This is a genomic window from Oceanobacillus salinisoli, assembly GCF_009733865.1.
Classification (GTDB): domain Bacteria; phylum Bacillota; class Bacilli; order Bacillales; family Amphibacillaceae; genus Oceanobacillus; species Oceanobacillus salinisoli.
Window position 1 is genome coordinate 115,785 of the sequence record NZ_WOFB01000017.1, and the last position, 17,045, is coordinate 132,829.

Genomic DNA, 17,045 nt, shown 5'->3' on the forward strand with positions numbered 1-17,045 from the left:
GATGGTGGAAATGGACATATTAATACAGTGGGTAACACAGATTATACTATTCATCATTCTAGCTACCATCATCGATTTGCTAATACCTGCAACAGCGATGAAAAAATATATTAAACTAGTTGTTGGCTTAATTCTCATCCTTATTTTACTAAAACCAATTTTTTATGTTTTTAATATGGATATTGAAAGTGCGCTAAATGCCTCATTTCAACAGATTGATCAAGCTAACAGCAATAATGAATCTGTAGAAAATTTAATCGAATTTCAAAAAAAAGAGATAGAAAGCAAACAAGATGCATATATTTTAGAACAAATGGCTGTCCAATTAGTAGATATTGCCGAAGACCCTTTAAAAGAAGAACATCAAGTAGAAATAACCGATGTTCAATTTCAGTTCCTGCCAAATGAGGAACTTACTTATGAAGGTCTTGAAGAAGTCATTGTCTATGTAAGAGATTTTGAAGAAGGGGAGGGAGAAGCTAGCGCAGTTGAAGATGTTGTAATTAATACAGATGATTCAGCAGAAAAAAAAGAAGAGGACAGACATGATGACCAAATTAAAACACTATTACAAGAAGTTTGGGAACTTACCGACAAAGAAATAACGATTTATTGGGAGGGAGGGGCATCTTGAAAAAATTATTTGAAAAATTTTTTCAGTCAAAGAATCCACAGGATGGCAAAAATGTCTCCAATAAAGCTGGCTATGTTGTCATTCTAGGTCTGATTGGCGTTCTTCTTATCTTCTTAAGCAATGTATTTTCATCACCTGAAGAAGAGGCAGACAATAATCAGCCGATAGAACAAACCCAGACAGAAGATGTACAGGCATCTAATGGGGAGGAATCTGATAAAACTTCAGATGTTGAAGAGCTGGAAAAAAGCTTCAAAGAGGATTTAGAGGAAATGCTGAATAAAATACAAGGTGTATCCGAAGCAGAGGTGATGGTTAACTTAGCCTCGACCAATGTTAAAGTTTATGAAAAAAATATTATAAAAGGGCAACAAACAACAGATGAAACAGACCAAAATGGCGGGACAAGAAAAGTAGAAGATCATACAGAAGAAACACAGGTTGTTTTTATCAGACAAGGTGATAGAGAGGTTCCATTACTTGTTAAGACGGAAAAGCCTGACGTAAGCGGAGTATTTGTTGTAGCTAAGGGGGCAGATCATGCAACAGTAAAAAAGTGGATTGTAGAGGCGGTTTCAAGAGTATTGGATGTTCCAACACATAGGGTTTCAGTAATGCCTAAAAGCAATTAAGAGGAGGAAGAAAAATGTTAAAAAAACAAACAGTTTGGTTATTGACAATGTTAAGTTTAATGATTGTGTTAAGTGTCTATTATATGATTTCTCCGGATAACAATGATTTGGCTTATATCGATAATGGACAACCAGCAACAGAGCCAGCGGCTTCGACTGACGTGCAAATAACGGATGAAGAAATGGAAGAGACAGAAGTAGATGAGATGGCAAATATCGGTGGCGACGAATTGTTTACAACGATTCGTATGGAAGTTCAGGATGAAAGAAGCATGACTAAATCACGTCTGGAAGAAATTGTAGCATCCAGTTCAGCAAGCGCAGAAGAAAAAGATGAAGCATTAAGAGAAATTGATGAATTAGAAGATGCATCTAAGAAGGAGAGAATCTTGGAAGAAACGATTTTATCTTCAGCTGAATTTCAAGACGTACTTGTACGTTCCGAAGAAGATAAGGTTCATGTACATGTAAAAGCAGAGGAATTATCAGGAACGGAAGCAAATGATATTATGCGAATGGTATATGATGAGTTTGGAGAAATTACAGTAGATGTTGTGATTCAACCAATAGATAATGAATAAATAATTTTTAAATAAGATAAGATCCAGGCTGCTGTTGAGCGTCTGGATTTTTATTTCGGAAAGGTGTGAAGTGCTTTGACAGTTTTTGCTTTCATTGCTAAATCATCGAAAAGTAAAATTTTTAAATAAATGAATTTCATGTCAACAGATCATTACGTATGCTTGTTCTTGTATTATTCGCTTTAAGCGTTAATCACTGATATAATTGGTATAAAAGTGTTTTAAGAATATTGACTATACTTATATTGTTTAATTAAACCTTGATGTACATTACTATATTATCGTAAAATAATAAAAGGTGATTTTAGTACCTAATAATAAATGGACATATATCATAATATAAAGGGAGTGCCAGTCATGTTAAAAATCCAGGAAATAAGGGAACTAATAAAATTGATTGATCAATCTGATATCAATGAATTTACATATGAATCAGACGGGACCACTGTAACAATGAAAAAATCAGGAAATGAAGCAGTGATACAAAAGGAAGTATTGACAAATGTTCCAAACGAACCGACTACATTAGTCAATACTACCCCACAACCAGCTGTGAAGGAAGACACTGTAAGGGCAGAGTCTCCAGCAGCAAAAGAAGAACAGAGGGAAGCAGCATCAGATGCAGACTATGAAATCGTATCACCAATGGTTGGAACCTTCTATAATTCTCCAAATCCAGAAAGTGATCCATATGTAATAAAAGGAAGCAAAGTGCAAAAAGATACGGTTGTCTGCATTGTGGAAGCAATGAAACTGTTTAATGAAATTGAAGCAGAGGTTACAGGTGAAATTGTAGAGGTATTAGTAGAAAATGGTGAACTGGTAGAATACGGACAACCATTGTTTAAAGTGAAGACAAAGTAAGGGGTTGGAAGAATTGATTAAGAAACTGCTAATTGCGAATAGAGGAGAAATTGCAGTCCGTATCATACGTGCATGCAAAGAACTGGGAATAGAATCAGTGGCTGTATATTCAGAAGCGGATAAAGATGCGTTACATGTACAGTTAGCAGATGAGGCGTATTGTATCGGTCCTAAGTTAAGTAAAGACAGCTACCTTAATTTTACTAATATAATGAGCGTTGCTACTTTAACAGAGGTTGATGCCATTCATCCGGGTTACGGATTTTTAGCTGAGAATGCAGACTTCGCTGAGATTTGTAAAGCATGTAATATCGCATTCGTCGGCCCAACACCGGAAGCTATTCAAAAAATGGGTATAAAAGATGTTGCAAGGGAAACGATGAAAAATGCAAATGTACCGATTGTACCAGGATCTGACGGAATTGTAGAAAGTGAAGAAGAAGCATTGGAAGTAGCAAACGAGATCGGTTTTCCTGTAATCATTAAAGCAACAGCCGGTGGGGGCGGAAAGGGTATACGTGTAGCAAGAACGGAAGAAGATTTAATCAAAGGTATTCGAGTTACTCAGAAAGAGGCAGAAACTGCCTTTGGTAATCCGGGTGTATACATTGAAAAGTTCATAGAAGATTTTCGTCATGTTGAAATTCAAGTATTGGCAGATGCATATGGAAATGTAGTACACTTAGGTGAAAGGGATTGCTCGATTCAAAGAAGGCTTCAAAAATTAATCGAAGAAACCCCTTCTCCAGCCTTAACTCCAGATATAAGGAAAAAAATGGGTGATGCATCTGTGAAAGCTGCGAAAGCAGTAGACTATGTTGGTGCAGGTACTATTGAATATATCTTTGATAGAAATACAAATGAGTTTTACTTTATGGAAATGAATACAAGAATTCAAGTAGAACACCCAGTTACTGAAATGGTTACCGGAGTGGATTTAATTAAAGAACAAATAAAAATTGCTGATAATGAAAAACTTTCCATAAAACAGGAGGATATTAGCTTAGAGGGGCATGCTATTGAATGTAGAATTAATGCAGAGGATCCTTTTAGAAACTTCATGCCATCAGCCGGCAATATTAATATGTACTTAGCTCCAGGTGGACTGGGTGTCCGAGTGGATTCAGCGGCGTATACTGGCTATCAGATTCCTCCATATTATGATTCCATGATTGCAAAACTTATCACTTATGCTCCAACCCGTGAGGAAGCAATCAAACGCATGAAACGTGCATTGGATGAGTTCGTTGTGGAGGGTGTTCATACAACAATTCCATTTCATAGCTTAATTATGGAACATGAGGTTTTTATAAAAGGAGATTTTAATACAAACTTCCTTGAAGAAAATCCAATCATAGAGAAATAAAAATAAATTTTATTTTTATACGAATTTAGGAGTGATGTCATGAGTGAACAGCCATTGTTAAAAGTAAGTGAGGATTCCGCTTTAGGAAAGGTTGAAATTGCTCCGGAAGTAATTGAGGTAATTGCGGGTATCGCAGCGACAGAAGTAGAAGAACTTTATGCGATGAGAGGGAATTTTGCTTCGGGTGTTGTAGAACGTTTAGGAAAGAAAACACATAGCAAAGGGGTAAAAGTGGAATTAACAGAAGATGGAGTTACCGTTGATTTGTATGTCATCTTAAACTTTGGTGTATCGATTCCACAAGTTGCCCAAAAAATCCAAACGAATATCCGGCATTCACTAAAGTATATGACAGCTCTCGAAATTGCAGAAGTTAATGTACATGTCGTAGGTATGAATATGGATGGCAATGAAAACCCTCAGGAAGAATAAAAAATGAAGGTCAAAGGATACTATCTTTTGACCTTCATTTTTTAGTTCCACATTAGGAGTATAAAATTTTATGTGAGTTCTCCAAGCAATAAGCTAAAAGACGATAGTTACTTCAACATGTAAAAAGGTAAGAAATCTAGTCCCTTTATAGTGAAGTACCAAGTTTTCTAGCCATTTTCTAGCTTTGCATAATTAATCATGTTATTATTTTGTAGAGAAGATGTAAAAGGAGTAAAAACCGATGAATCGACATACTGCAAGAGAAAAAGCATTTCAGATTATATTTCAAATGGATATAAATGAAGTGGAACCAAAAGAGGCTATCCAATCTACTTTAGAAACTGATAAAATAAATGACTTTTTACTGTCCCTTGTTAACGGTGTTACGGAAAACAAGCAGAAGATAGATGCCATTTTGACAGAGCATTTAGAGAATTGGACACTAAATCGAATCGCATCCGTAGAACGTAGTATTTTACGTATTGCAACATATGAAATCAAATTTATGGACGACATACCGAATAATGTTTCCATTAATGAAGCAATTGAGTTAGCAAATAAATTTGGCGATGAAAAATCCGGGAAATTTATAAATGGTGTGTTGTCTAAAATTATAGCTTAAAAGGGGAAATAGAGATGTCAGCAGAAATTATTAGCGGGAAGGATTTAGCACAGGAACTCAGATTAAACATGAAGCAGGAAGTAGAAGAACTGCGTAAAGAAGGAATTACACCACAATTAACAGTTGTACTCGTAGGGGATAATCCTGCATCCAAATCTTATGTTAAAGGAAAAGAAAAGGCAGCAAAGGAAGTTGGAATATCTTCATCTGTCATAGAATTACCTGCAACTATACCTGAAGAAGAACTGCTCCAATTAATACATAAATTGAACCAGGATAAAGAGGTGAATGGGATTCTTGTCCAACTGCCTCTTCCAGATCACATCAGTGAACAAAAAGTTATAGAGACGATTAATCCGGATAAGGACGTGGATGGTTTTCACCCGGTAAATATTGGAAGGATGATGATTGGGGAGGATACATTCCTGCCGTGTACACCTTATGGTATTTTAACAATGCTTAAATCCAGAAATATCCAGCTGGAAGGGAAACATGCAGTAGTTATCGGTCGGAGCAATATAGTCGGAAAACCTGTTGGCCAATTATTGCTAAATGAAAACGCAACGGTTACTTATTGCCACTCACGTACGAAAGATTTAAGGAATTTTACGACAAAGGCAGATATTTTAATTGTAGCAATTGGTAAACCCAATGTTCTTACTGCAGAAGATATAAAAGATGGAGCAGTCGTTATTGATGTTGGTATTAATAGACTGGAAAGCGGAAAGTTAACAGGGGATGTAGATTTCGAAAGTGCTGTAAGTAGGGCTTCTTACATCACGCCAGTTCCAAAGGGAGTAGGTCCAATGACCATCGCCATGCTATTAAAAAATACAATAAAAGCAGCTAAAGGACTAGAAAATCGTTGAATCATAAATATTTAACTGTTGCAGCAATAACGAAATATATTAAGCGTAAAATGGATACCGATCAACATTTAAGAGACATTTTGATGAAAGGCGAAATTTCAAATTTTAAGCATCATTCCCGTGGACATATGTATATGACAATAAAAGATGAGCAGGCAAAAATCCAGGCCGTCATGTTCGCTGGCAATAACCGGTTTTTAAAGTTCAGGCCGGAAAATGGAATGAATGTACTTATAAGAGGGGAAATCAGTGTATATGAAGCACATGGACAATATCAGCTTTATATCCACCAAATGGAACCGGATGGCATTGGTTCTTTATACTTAGCTTTTGAACAACTTAAAGAGAAATTACATAAAAAAGGCTATTTTGACGAATCACACAAAAAAAGCATTCCAATGTATCCTCAACATATAGGGGTGGTTACCTCTCCTACTGGTGCCGCTGTACGGGATATTATTACAACGATCAGAAGAAGATATCCGGTAGCAACAGTAAGTGTTATACCGGTATTGGTGCAAGGTCCGAATGCAGCTCAATCGATTAAGCATGCTATTGAAAAAGCTAATAAAATTGGTGATTTTGACACGTTAATTGTCGGCAGGGGTGGAGGTTCCATTGAGGAATTATGGAGCTTTAATGAAGAGATGGTTGCAGATGCAATCTTCCAATCGAATATTCCGATTATTTCAGCTGTTGGCCATGAGACAGATATAACCATTAGTGATTATGTAGCTGATCTTCGTGCACCAACTCCAACTGGAGCGGCAGAGATTGCAGTTCCATCACAAGTTGAATTAAGAGGAAGAATATTGAAATTAAAGCAGGCGTTGAACAGGGAACTGCAGAGAGAACTGTCCAACTATCATAACCATTTAAGGCGTTTAACAGAATCCTATGCTTTCCGCTATCCAGAACAGCTTGTTAAACAAAGGGAGCAAGAGCTGGATAGTTTAATGGAAAGGTTGCAAAAGGCAGTAGTAAATATCAGGAGAGAGAAGAAGCAGCGTTTAGAAAGCATGTTAAAACGACTGGTTGCACAGCACCCTAAGAAACAAGTGGAACAGGCGCAGAAACATTTATCTGAACACATCAAACTACAGAACTATTATATGAAAAAAATAGTAGAGAGCAAGACTGTCAAACTAACAAACACGATAGACAAGCTAGCTTTACTGAACCCTTTAGAAATTATGAAACGAGGGTTTGCTCTGCCGTATACTTCAGATGGAGAGATGATAAAATCAGTAGCGCAAATACAGTCAGATGATGAAATTGCTGTACGATTAAAAGATGGAAACTTATATTGTCATGTATTACAAGTAGAGGAGAATTTGGATGAGTAAAAATGATGAACTTTCTTTTGAAGAAGCGATGAAAAACTTGGAAGATATCGTTCAAAAGCTAGAAGAAGGGGATGTTCCTTTAGAAAAGGCAATCAGTTATTATCAGGAAGGAATGAACCTTTCCAAAATGTGCAGTGATAAGTTGAGTCATGTTCAAGATAAAATGACGCAAATTATGAACGAACAAGGGGAATTTGAATCGTTTGAAGTACAGGAGGAAGAGTAAACGTGTCAGATAGCCTGAAGGAATATATTAGTGATTATAGAAACATGATTGAAATGGAATTACAGGAACACCTTCAAAAATTATCGATTCCAGAGCAGTTAAAAGATTCAATGTTATATTCAGTAGAAGCTGGGGGAAAAAAATTACGTCCCATCTTACTGCTCGCTAGTTATCAAGCTTACAAAAAAGATTATAAAAAAGCAGTTTCATCCAGTGTTGCACTGGAAATGATTCATACCTACTCACTTATTCATGATGATTTGCCTGCACTGGATGATGATGATTATCGCAGAGGAAAGCCAACCAATCATAAAGCTTTTAACGAGGCAACGGCAATTTTGGCCGGAGATGCATTATTAACATACAGTTTTGAAGTGATAGCCAAAGATCCATTATTAGATGCCGAACAAAAAGTGGAGATTATGAAAATGCTGTCCTTCTGCAGTGGACCAAGTGGAATGGTTGCCGGGCAATTTTTAGATATGGGAGCAGAAAACCGGGAAGTAACCATAGAAGAGCTTGAGAAGATTCATATGTTAAAAACGGGTAAATTACTTGAATTTGCGGTCTTTACTGGTGCATATCTTGCTGGTGCATCAGAAAAGCAATTAGAGCATTTAAAACAATTTTCCTTTTATCTAGGTTTAATCTTTCAAGTACAAGACGATATTCTCGATGTAATGGGTGATGAAGAGCAGCTTGGAAAACCTGTCGGGAGTGATGAGGGAAATGAAAAAAGTACGTACCCTAAATTGCTCGGTATAGAGGGTGCCATCAAGAAAAAAGAAGAATATGCTGCAAACGCTGCAGCTGCCTTACAAAAAGCAAATGCACAAAACACCTATTTAATGGCATTAATGGAGTACTTTAGTAATAGGAGCTACTAGTGCGTGATCAAAAAGTAGGATGAAAGGGACCGGTCGGCTAAAATCGCAACGTCCTGGGACTGCGGTTACTCGTCCCATCGAAAACATTTGTTGCAACGCCGACACTAGCACGTCCTGTGGTCGAAAGTTCGAGGCGGCGAGCCAACGAAGAAATTCGATGTGTTATTTTCACCGGACTTTTTGAACATCCTCTACTAGAACAATCTTTCTAGAAATAAAATCTAATCTTTGTTATAATATAAACATATACGGAATGGTGCAGTATTCTAGTTAGTCCTCCTATCCTGAAGGCGGGCCTAAAAATCCGCCAAAGGGCACATCGATGAAGTTCCTTGTGTTGGCTTGAGGCGCCCAGCCTTGGGTTGATGCTGGGAGTTAAGGATTTTGGGCGATCCACAAAGGCATGTGGGCGTTGACCCGATTTCCGCGGAGGCCCATCTCTGTCGTGAAAACTAAGCCTAGTTATCGCGATGGAATGGGGTATGAACCTGCAAAAATATGGTAAGGGATACCTAATGTGCAGCGTAGCCTGTCTTGAGTGGCACTGAGGGGATTAGATCGATGGGTATTAAGTCTAGATGGCCACTGGATTTAATATCAATGTCTATGAAATCAGTGCTGCAAAAGAGACTAGGGATGGGTCAAAGACTGTAGAGGAAACCTCCTAGACTGTTCGTTATGACTTTTAGAAGGGATTATAGTGCGGATTAAGTGGTAATCCAGTCTAGCTATTGGTGACAAAGCTAAGGTGGGTTTAATGGGGAACCACCCTCATGGCGACGTGGGGCATCCACTTGGGAAAACCTACTGGACCTAAGCCGCAGTTTTAACCTTTTAAAAGACCATTCCACATACATAATTTTACAATTCGAGGTTATTCATGAAATCACAAATAAAACGCTCTATTAAATTTAGTTTTTCCATCGCCGTTATCACTTTTGTGTTAGCGGCTATTTTTTCAGTTGTATCATCCTCCATTCTGAGTGGAGTAGTCTGGATTACAGGATTATTTATTGTATTTTTGATTGTTTTTGTTGGAGTTGTTTTTGACATGCTGGGAATTGCAGCAACAGCGGCTGACGAAACTCCATTTCATGCGATGGCTGCTGAAAAGATTTCAGGCGCAAAAGAAGCAGTTTATATTGTAAGAAATGCGGATCGATTTGCCAGTTTTTGTAATGATGTAATTGGTGATATTTCCGGGATTGTCAGTGGTACAGCTTCCGCAATCGTTGTGTTGCAAATTGCTTCCCTTTTAAATCAGGCGGAAGGGTCACCAGGTCAGTTAGCGTTATCGACATTATTGACGAGTATTGTTGCAGCATTAACAGTAGGCGGAAAAGCAATTGGGAAAACACTGGCAATAAATAGTTCAACTAAGATTATATTTTTTGCTGGAAAGATGGTTTCTATACTTGAAGATAGGTTAAAAATAAATGTATTACCAAAAAAATAATACAAAAGGATATAATAAATGAGCAAAAAAAGATTAGATGAAATATTAGTGGAAAGAAATTTAGTGGAGAGCACGGATAAGGCAAAACGGCTAATTATGGCAGGACTTGTTTTTTCAGAGCAAATGCGTTTGGATAAACCAGGGATGAAGATAAAGGAAGATATTCCTCTGACCATTAAAGGAAAACAGATTCCTTATGTTGGACGAGGCGGTTTGAAATTAGAAAAGGCCCTCTCTTCCTTTTCTATATCAGCTGCCGAAAGGATTTTAATTGATATAGGAGCTTCTACCGGCGGATTTACAGATTGTGCTTTACAACACGGTGCCTCTTTAAGTTACGCAATTGATGTTGGCTATAACCAATTAGACTGGAAACTTAGAAATGACCGTCGAGTAGTAGTCATGGAACGAATGAATTTTCGTTATGTCACTTCAGATATGCTTCAAAAAGGAACACCTGACTTGGCTACCATCGATGTTTCTTTTATATCCCTTAAACTAATGCTGCCAGTACTGAAAAACCTTCTTTCGGAAAATAGTGATGTCATTGCTCTTATTAAACCGCAATTTGAAGCAAAAAAAGAGGAAGTTGGCGATAAGGGAATTGTCCGGGATAAAAGCACCCACCTGGAAGTTCTCCGTGAAATTATTCATTTTGCCGAAAAAGAAGGGTATGATTTTATCAATTTGACCTACTCTCCTATCACTGGCGGGGAAGGAAATATTGAATTTCTTGCACACTTTGGCTGGAAAAAGGAAATCAGTCAACCTGTTTCTTTGCATATGGAACAAATTGTGGAAGAAGCCCATTTATACGCTAAATAAAGAAACCCTTTTCGAAAAAGCCGCAGAAAAAGAGCTGATAAGGAGTTGAAAAATGAGCAAAATTCAACGTCATTTAAAAATTCGTGAACTTATTACAGAAAAAGAAATAGAAACACAGGATGAATTAGTGGATCGGTTAAAATCCCTTGGTTTTAATGTGACACAAGCAACGGTTTCAAGAGATATTAAAGAACTGCAGCTTGTAAAAGTTCCTACAACCAGTGGTAAATATAAATATAGCCTTCCAGCTGATCAACGGTATAACCCGCATGAAAAATTAAAACGGCTGATTGTAGATGTGTTTGTCAAAATTGATTCTGCCAGTCATTTTATCGTCTTAACAACCCTTCCCGGTAACGCTCATGCAATTGGCGTTTTAATTGATAATCTGGATTGGGATGAAATTATGGGAACCATATGTGGTGATGACACGTGTTTAATTATATGCAGAACAGAAGCAGAGTCAGAAGAAATTAAAAATCGTTTTATTAATATGCTATGACATATCTCGAGGTGATTTGTGGTGTTAACAGAGTTATCGATTCGCGACTTTGCCATTATTGAAAATATAGCGATAACATTTAATGAGGGGTTAACCGTTTTAACGGGTGAAACAGGAGCAGGTAAATCCATTATTATTGATGCAATTCAATTATTAGCGGGTGGAAGAGGATCGGTTGAATATGTGAGACATGGATCTAAAAAATGTGAAATCGAAGGACTATTTACGATAGACGACCCTAATCATATGATTTATCATACAGCGAAGCAATTTGGTGTAGAGATTCAGGATGGACAAGTCGTTCTCCAGCGCACAATTACTTCTTCTGGTAAGAGTATCTGCCGGGTTAACAGCAAGTTAGTAACCCTCGCTATTTTAAGGGAATTTGGACGTATGTTAATTGACATTCATAGTCAGCATGAAACACAGGTGTTAATGAATCCTGACCATCATTTAGAGTTCCTAGATATGTATGAACCGAATGTAATCATGAATACAAAGGAAGAATATGCCTATCTTTATGAAAGATTGATGACGTTAAAAAAACGTTATAAGCAATTAAACGAAAATGAACAGGAAATGGCGCATCGTTTGGACTTGCTGGAATTTCAAAAAAATGAAATTGAACAAGCAAACCTTTCTCCAAATGAAGACCTGGAACTTGAAGAAGAAAGAAAAACTCTTGTTAATTTTGAGCGGGTCTATACCTCGTTGACGAAAGCTTACAATGCCTTATATGGAGAAGGGAAAGGACTGGAGTGGGTGAATGATGCCATGTTGTCCATGGAAGAAAATGCGAAATTTGATTCCTTCATCGAACAGAAAGCTGAAGACTTGGCCAATTATTATTATCCACTCGAAGATTTAACATATGAATTAAGAAATAAAATAGAAAACCTTCAATATAATCCGGAAAGATTAAATGAAATAGAATCAAGGTTAAATGAAATCAGTCGGTTGAAAAAGAAGTATGGTGAAAGTGTCAATGATGTGCTTGAATATCTTGCGTCAATAGAGGAAGAACTAGAAGAAATTAAGAATAAAGATAATCATTTGTCTTCTTTGGTTGATCAAATTGAAGAAACGGAAAAAGATGCCCTCTTGGAGGCACAGCAATTACATGATATCCGTAAAAGGTCCGCAGAAAAACTTACAAAAGCTGTTATGCACGAGTTAAAGGGATTATATTTAGAAAAAGCAGCCTTTTCCATTTCATTTGATATAGAGGAACAACATCATAGACCGAAATTACATAAAAATGGGTTTGATCATATTCAATTCCTTATCTCAACAAACCCAGGGGAACCATTAAAAGTATTAAGCAAAGTAGCGTCCGGTGGCGAATTATCACGAATTATGCTAGTATTGAAAAAAATATTTGCCAAGCATCAGGGGGTTACAAGTGTTATTTTTGATGAGGTGGATACAGGTGTTAGTGGTCGTGTTGCACAGGCAATGGCTGAAAAAATTTATCAAATTTCCCATGATTCACAGGTCTTATGTATTACTCACCTGCCACAGGTGGCAGCGATGGCTGATACCCATAAGTATATTGAGAAGGAAGAAAAGCAAAATCGAACAATTACTAAAGTTAGGGAATTATCCAGGGATGAACAAATTGTAGAGCTAAGCAGAATGATGACTGGTACGAAGCTTACAGATACTGCACTAGAACATGCAAAAGAACTGCTGGATTCATCATTATGCTTTAAATCAGCGCTTACATGAATATTTTCCAGTAAAAGTCAGAAACTAAACCATCTGGCTTTTTTTTGCACGTTAGTAAAGTATAAATGTTAACCAAGAAGGTATTTTGACGTAGCTGAAAATTTTAACGATCCAGTATAAGAAAGATAACAAAAACTTTCCCGTCTTGCTCCAAGAGATTATTCTGTGAAGCAGCAATCCTCAAAAAACCTGAAGATCATTCAAGTGTAAAATTATGTGCTAACTAAAAGGAGTTCTTCGCTATAGGAGAGTTGACATGACTTTTTCTAATGGACGGAAGAATTAACGTGTTTTCAATTAACTCCTGTAATGACAAAAATAAACATGGGTGAGATTAACAATCTTGACTTCATCGCATTATTCCATATTCTTGTTATTTTAAACAGGAAATGTTAAACATCTTTTCTTATGATTCTCCAGTTTAAAACATCGGACGGAAGGTCAAATTAGAAGTACAGATAAATATTGTGTAATGGTGTGGGTTAGAGACAAGGAGAGTGAACCATTTGAAACTACCTCAATTGAATACAGTCAGGCATTGTATAGGTGTTATACTCCTTATTGCGGTAATTGCAGTTCCTTTGTTAACCCCAATGAACAAGTATCTCTCGATTCCTAATGAAATGGTTACCATTAGTAAAGAAACTCCAGTTGAGATACCAACTCTAGGTGAAAATGTAACTGTTAATACAACTAGTGACCATATACAAGCAATTGATTCCTCGGCTTTTCGTGCAAGTGAAGCAGGAAGCACTGAATTGGTATATGAAGTGAATGGCTTCCCAATAAAAAAAGTGAATCTTTCTGTATTAGATGACCTTAAAGTTGTTCCCGGGGGACAATCGATTGGTGTTCAATTACAAACACGCGGTGTTCTAGTTGTTGGGCATCATCTTGTAAATAAAAACGACAAAACAGTGTCACCAGGAGAAGAGGCAGAAATTCAAGTTGGGGACGTAATCGTTAATATAAATGGGAATCCAATCAAAGAAATGAAGGAAATTAAGGATTATGTATTAAAAGCAGGAGAAAACAATGAAAGTCTAGAAATTACTTTAAAAAGAGGGAAAGAAACGATTGAGACAACACTTAAACCAGTATTAGATGATAAGGAAGACGAATATAAAATTGGATTATACATTAGAGATTCTGCAGCTGGGATTGGCACGATGACTTTTTATGAACCAGAATCGAAAAAATATGGTGCTTTAGGTCATGTGATTTCCGATATGGATACGAAGAAACCAGTTGAAATAAATAATGGTACCATTGTACGTTCTTCTGTAACATCAATAGAAAAGGGAAATAATGGAATACCAGGGGAGAAACAGGCGAAGTTTTCTGTTGAAGAAAATAAAATAGGAAACATTACTAAAAACAGTCCATTTGGTATATTTGGTAAGTTAAATAAAACGATTAAAAATGGTAAATATGACGAACCAATGCCCGTTGCGTTATCACATGAAGTAAAAGAGGGACCAGCAAAAATTCTCACTGTAGTTGAAGGAGAAGAAGTGGAAGAATATGATGTTGAAATTATTAGCAGTGTTCCACAAAAATATCCGGCAACCAAAGGCATGGTTATTCAAATAACAGATGAAGAACTATTAGAGAAGACAGGTGGCATTGTACAAGGAATGAGTGGAAGCCCGATTATTCAAGATGGAAAAATCATTGGTGCTGTCACACATGTATTTGTAAATGATCCAACATCAGGTTATGGGGTCCATATTGAATGGATGTTACAGGATGCCGGTATCGATTTATATCGCGACAAAAAAGAAGCAAGCTAGGAATCCAAAATAAAAAGTGATTTGTTATGGTTTTTACATTCCATAATAAATCACTTTTTTAATGAGAAATTTACATAAAAAATCAATATAAAGCACCGTGAATATTTTTCGACATATTTTGTAGTAATTTGTCGTAATCACGAGAAAAGTTGAGAAAACGTGAGAAATCATAAAAAAATACAATCTTTTTAAATAAAAAAAAGGATATTTGGAACTTTTGTAGAATATCTTAAAATGGAAAAGTAAACCGCTACATAAGATTAAAGGAGGAGCTTTTTTTGAAGAAGATAACAGTTGGATTGGTTGATGACAACAGAGAATTAGTTCAAATGATGGAAGATTATTTTGATGAAAAAGATGATATTGAAGTAATTGGAACTGCATATAATGGGAAAGACTGTTTAAGCCTGCTAGATGAATTAGAACCAGATGTGCTGGTATTGGATATTATTATGCCTCATATAGATGGATTAGCTGTATTAAATACAATAAGAGAAAATCGCTTAAAATCAAATGTTATCATGCTGACTGCTTTTGGTCAGGAAGAAGTCATGAAAAAAGCAGTTGATTTAGGAGCATCTTATTTTATTCTTAAACCATTTGATTTAGATCATTTAGCTGACCAAATTAGACAGGTACAGGGTACACCAGCCATTCAATCGAGTGTGAAAAAAGGAACGAAAAAAGAGAAAAAACAGGATTTAGAGGCAAGTATTACGAATATCATACATGAAATTGGTGTACCTGCGCATATTAAGGGCTATATGTATTTGAGAGAAGCCATTACAATGGTATATAATGATATTGAATTATTGGGTTCAATCACAAAAGTTTTATATCCGGCAATAGCCAAGAAGTTTAATACAACTTCCTCACGTGTGGAACGTGCAATTAGACATGCGATAGAAGTTGCATGGAGTAGAGGCAATATTGAATCCATCTCCCAGCTATTTGGATATACGATTAACATCTCCAAAGCAAAACCTACCAATTCCGAATTTATTGCGATGGTCGCTGACCGCTTGCGTTTGGAACATAAAGCTAGTTAATACCATCAAACGTTTTTAAGAATTTAAACTTAGAAAGATGGGAATAATGTAATGAAGAGGATATAGAACGTTTATAATGTTTACCAGCGTCTTTCTTTATCATCGGACAATTCGATGAGGGAGGCGCTTTTTTGTTTAATAAATTTTATATTATAACTAATTGAGGTTATTCGTTAAAAAGACATGTTACGTCTATTTTTATTAAGCGAAGGACAAATTAAAACGAGACCAATTGAAGAAACGCAGCTACTAAAGAATTTTACATTTTGGTTCCGCAAAAAGGAAGAAGATGAATTAAACCACATCAACGAAAAGTTACCTAAAAAAGGAATGAGTTGGGAGACTGGCTGCCTGACTCCCACTTATCATTCTTGAAGTATCTCGAATTCTTTTCGTTAAGGTCTTACATCCAGTTAATCATGTGATAAAACTACTACATACTTCTATTTAGTAGTTATAGACCTATTAGACTATTATCTATTAAAAAAAATAGGTTTCTATTCTAGATAGAGAAACCAGTCATAATCGAGATAACCTCATATCTATATAGAGAAAGTAATATAGAAAATTAAAAAGGAGGTTATTTATTTATGCACAATCCTACTTTCATTTTTTTTAATGGGCTTGCAATTGGAACGTTTGTAACTATTCAATTTGATGGTGGTGGTGCAGCAGGTGTATGGGAAGGAACATTCCAAGGTATTGATAACCGTGGCAATGCTCTATTCTATAATCTTTACAATCCTACTACGAACACTACCTTATCAGGAATTACCCGTTTAAGAATTAATTCTATTAATTCTGTTACAGTTTAACTAAGCATTCACAAATTAATATCCTTAGAAAGGGGGTGTTATATTGCCTGATAAATTAGAGACTAATAAAAAAAACCACCACTATAACAATAACTATGGTTTATTCGTTATACTTTTTATATTATTAGTTATCGTTGGGGCAATTCAGATTACTGATCGAAAAGTCTACTATCACCCAAATAATAATAGGAGTAACGGAACGAGTCAATCTGTAAGTAATAACAATCATCTAAATCATAGTGTAAATAATAACAATAATTATCATCCCAATAATAGTGTCAATGAAAATAATAATAATAATGTAGCTAATGAAAATGGTGTATACGGTGTTACACATTTTGGTAACGGTGACGAAAATAGAAAGGCACATTATCAGAATAATCCTTAAGAACAGAAAGCTCGTTTATTCACTATAATA

Annotated in this window: 19 protein-coding genes; all 19 read left to right on the top strand. The window is 36.2% G+C overall.

Translation table 11 applies throughout. The features are described 5' to 3' along the window. Positions 1 to 10: 10 nt before the first annotated feature. Complete coding sequence (spoIIIAF, locus tag GMJ66_RS13435; protein WP_156290827.1) at positions 11 to 634, top strand: stage III sporulation protein AF; 624 nt, start codon at positions 11 to 13, stop codon at positions 632 to 634. Then, positions 631 to 1,266 (top strand): stage III sporulation protein AG, encoded by a 636-nt coding sequence (spoIIIAG, locus tag GMJ66_RS13440; protein ID WP_156290828.1) that lies wholly within the window; start codon positions 631 to 633, stop codon positions 1,264 to 1,266. Before spoIIIAF ends, spoIIIAG begins: the two co-directional genes overlap by 4 nt. 14 nt (positions 1,267 to 1,280) lie before the next feature. Further along, complete coding sequence (locus GMJ66_RS13445) at positions 1,281 to 1,847, top strand: SpoIIIAH-like family protein (protein WP_156290829.1); 567 nt, start codon at positions 1,281 to 1,283, stop codon at positions 1,845 to 1,847. A 357-nt stretch (positions 1,848 to 2,204) separates the two neighbouring features. Next, positions 2,205 to 2,711: an acetyl-CoA carboxylase biotin carboxyl carrier protein gene (accB, locus tag GMJ66_RS13450; protein WP_156290830.1), complete on the top strand. Its 507-nt coding sequence runs from the start codon at positions 2,205 to 2,207 to the stop codon at positions 2,709 to 2,711. A gap of 13 nt (positions 2,712 to 2,724) precedes the next feature. Next, a complete protein-coding gene (accC, locus tag GMJ66_RS13455) occupies positions 2,725 to 4,077 on the top strand; it encodes an acetyl-CoA carboxylase biotin carboxylase subunit (RefSeq protein ID WP_156290831.1) in 1,353 nt (450 codons plus the stop codon). Positions 4,078 to 4,116: 39 nt separating this feature from the next. Further along, positions 4,117 to 4,509 carry an Asp23/Gls24 family envelope stress response protein gene (locus GMJ66_RS13460; RefSeq protein WP_156290832.1) on the top strand — a complete coding sequence of 131 codons (393 nt, stop codon included), beginning with the start codon at positions 4,117 to 4,119 and terminating at the stop codon, positions 4,507 to 4,509. Positions 4,510 to 4,750: 241 nt separating this feature from the next. Continuing rightward, positions 4,751 to 5,131, top strand: coding sequence for a transcription antitermination factor NusB (gene nusB / locus GMJ66_RS13465; RefSeq protein WP_156290833.1), 381 nt, complete (start codon positions 4,751 to 4,753; stop codon positions 5,129 to 5,131). A gap of 14 nt (positions 5,132 to 5,145) precedes the next feature. Further along, complete coding sequence (folD, locus tag GMJ66_RS13470; RefSeq protein ID WP_156290834.1) at positions 5,146 to 6,000, top strand: bifunctional methylenetetrahydrofolate dehydrogenase/methenyltetrahydrofolate cyclohydrolase FolD; 855 nt, start codon at positions 5,146 to 5,148, stop codon at positions 5,998 to 6,000. Continuing rightward, positions 5,997 to 7,346: an exodeoxyribonuclease VII large subunit gene (gene xseA, locus GMJ66_RS13475; RefSeq protein ID WP_156290835.1), complete on the top strand. Its 1,350-nt coding sequence runs from the start codon at positions 5,997 to 5,999 to the stop codon at positions 7,344 to 7,346. The genes folD and xseA overlap by 4 nt, the downstream gene beginning before the upstream one ends. Continuing rightward, a complete protein-coding gene (locus tag GMJ66_RS13480; RefSeq protein ID WP_156290836.1) occupies positions 7,339 to 7,572 on the top strand; it encodes an exodeoxyribonuclease VII small subunit in 234 nt (77 codons plus the stop codon). The genes xseA and GMJ66_RS13480 overlap by 8 nt, the downstream gene beginning before the upstream one ends. A 2-nt stretch (positions 7,573 to 7,574) precedes the next feature. Continuing rightward, a complete protein-coding gene (locus tag GMJ66_RS13485; RefSeq protein WP_156290837.1) occupies positions 7,575 to 8,459 on the top strand; it encodes a polyprenyl synthetase family protein in 885 nt (294 codons plus the stop codon). An 880-nt stretch (positions 8,460 to 9,339) separates the two neighbouring features. Continuing rightward, positions 9,340 to 9,915 carry a hypothetical protein gene (locus tag GMJ66_RS13490; RefSeq protein WP_156290838.1) on the top strand — a complete coding sequence of 192 codons (576 nt, stop codon included), beginning with the start codon at positions 9,340 to 9,342 and terminating at the stop codon, positions 9,913 to 9,915. An 18-nt stretch (positions 9,916 to 9,933) separates the two neighbouring features. Next, on the top strand, positions 9,934 to 10,740 hold the full coding sequence (locus GMJ66_RS13495; protein ID WP_156290839.1) for a TlyA family RNA methyltransferase: 807 nt from the start codon (positions 9,934 to 9,936) through the stop codon (positions 10,738 to 10,740). A gap of 52 nt (positions 10,741 to 10,792) precedes the next feature. Next, a complete protein-coding gene (gene ahrC, locus GMJ66_RS13500) occupies positions 10,793 to 11,242 on the top strand; it encodes a transcriptional regulator AhrC/ArgR (protein ID WP_156290840.1) in 450 nt (149 codons plus the stop codon). A 21-nt stretch (positions 11,243 to 11,263) separates the two neighbouring features. Continuing rightward, complete coding sequence (gene recN, locus GMJ66_RS13505; RefSeq protein ID WP_156290841.1) at positions 11,264 to 12,970, top strand: DNA repair protein RecN; 1,707 nt, start codon at positions 11,264 to 11,266, stop codon at positions 12,968 to 12,970. Positions 12,971 to 13,476: 506 nt separating this feature from the next. Further along, a complete protein-coding gene (gene spoIVB, locus GMJ66_RS13510) occupies positions 13,477 to 14,763 on the top strand; it encodes a SpoIVB peptidase (protein WP_156290842.1) in 1,287 nt (428 codons plus the stop codon). Positions 14,764 to 15,041: 278 nt separating this feature from the next. Continuing rightward, positions 15,042 to 15,812, top strand: a complete 771-nt coding sequence (spo0A, locus tag GMJ66_RS13515; RefSeq protein WP_156290843.1) for a sporulation transcription factor Spo0A — start codon at positions 15,042 to 15,044, stop codon at positions 15,810 to 15,812. Positions 15,813 to 16,402: 590 nt separating this feature from the next. Continuing rightward, positions 16,403 to 16,627: a hypothetical protein gene (locus tag GMJ66_RS13520; protein ID WP_156290844.1), complete on the top strand. Its 225-nt coding sequence runs from the start codon at positions 16,403 to 16,405 to the stop codon at positions 16,625 to 16,627. Between the two features lie 43 nt (positions 16,628 to 16,670). After that, positions 16,671 to 17,015 carry a YjcZ family sporulation protein gene (locus GMJ66_RS13525; RefSeq protein ID WP_197046699.1) on the top strand — a complete coding sequence of 115 codons (345 nt, stop codon included), beginning with the start codon at positions 16,671 to 16,673 and terminating at the stop codon, positions 17,013 to 17,015. The last annotated feature ends 30 nt before the right edge of the window (positions 17,016 to 17,045 follow it).

Bases quoted from the DNA above. Each gene is read 5' to 3' on its own strand.
- spoIIIAF (WP_156290827.1), top strand. From the start codon at position 11: ATGGACATATTAATACAGTGGGTAACACAGATTATACTATTCATCATT.
- GMJ66_RS13445 (WP_156290829.1), top strand. From the start codon at position 1,281: ATGTTAAAAAAACAAACAGTTTGGTTATTGACAATGTTAAGTTTAATG.
- accB (WP_156290830.1), top strand. From the start codon at position 2,205: ATGTTAAAAATCCAGGAAATAAGGGAACTAATAAAATTGATTGATCAA.
- GMJ66_RS13460 (WP_156290832.1), top strand. From the start codon at position 4,117: ATGAGTGAACAGCCATTGTTAAAAGTAAGTGAGGATTCCGCTTTAGGA.
- nusB (WP_156290833.1), top strand. From the start codon at position 4,751: ATGAATCGACATACTGCAAGAGAAAAAGCATTTCAGATTATATTTCAA.
- folD (WP_156290834.1), top strand. From the start codon at position 5,146: ATGTCAGCAGAAATTATTAGCGGGAAGGATTTAGCACAGGAACTCAGA.
- GMJ66_RS13480 (WP_156290836.1), top strand. From the start codon at position 7,339: ATGAGTAAAAATGATGAACTTTCTTTTGAAGAAGCGATGAAAAACTTG.
- GMJ66_RS13490 (WP_156290838.1), top strand. From the start codon at position 9,340: ATGAAATCACAAATAAAACGCTCTATTAAATTTAGTTTTTCCATCGCC.
- GMJ66_RS13495 (WP_156290839.1), top strand. From the start codon at position 9,934: ATGAGCAAAAAAAGATTAGATGAAATATTAGTGGAAAGAAATTTAGTG.
- ahrC (WP_156290840.1), top strand. From the start codon at position 10,793: ATGAGCAAAATTCAACGTCATTTAAAAATTCGTGAACTTATTACAGAA.
- GMJ66_RS13520 (WP_156290844.1), top strand. From the start codon at position 16,403: ATGCACAATCCTACTTTCATTTTTTTTAATGGGCTTGCAATTGGAACG.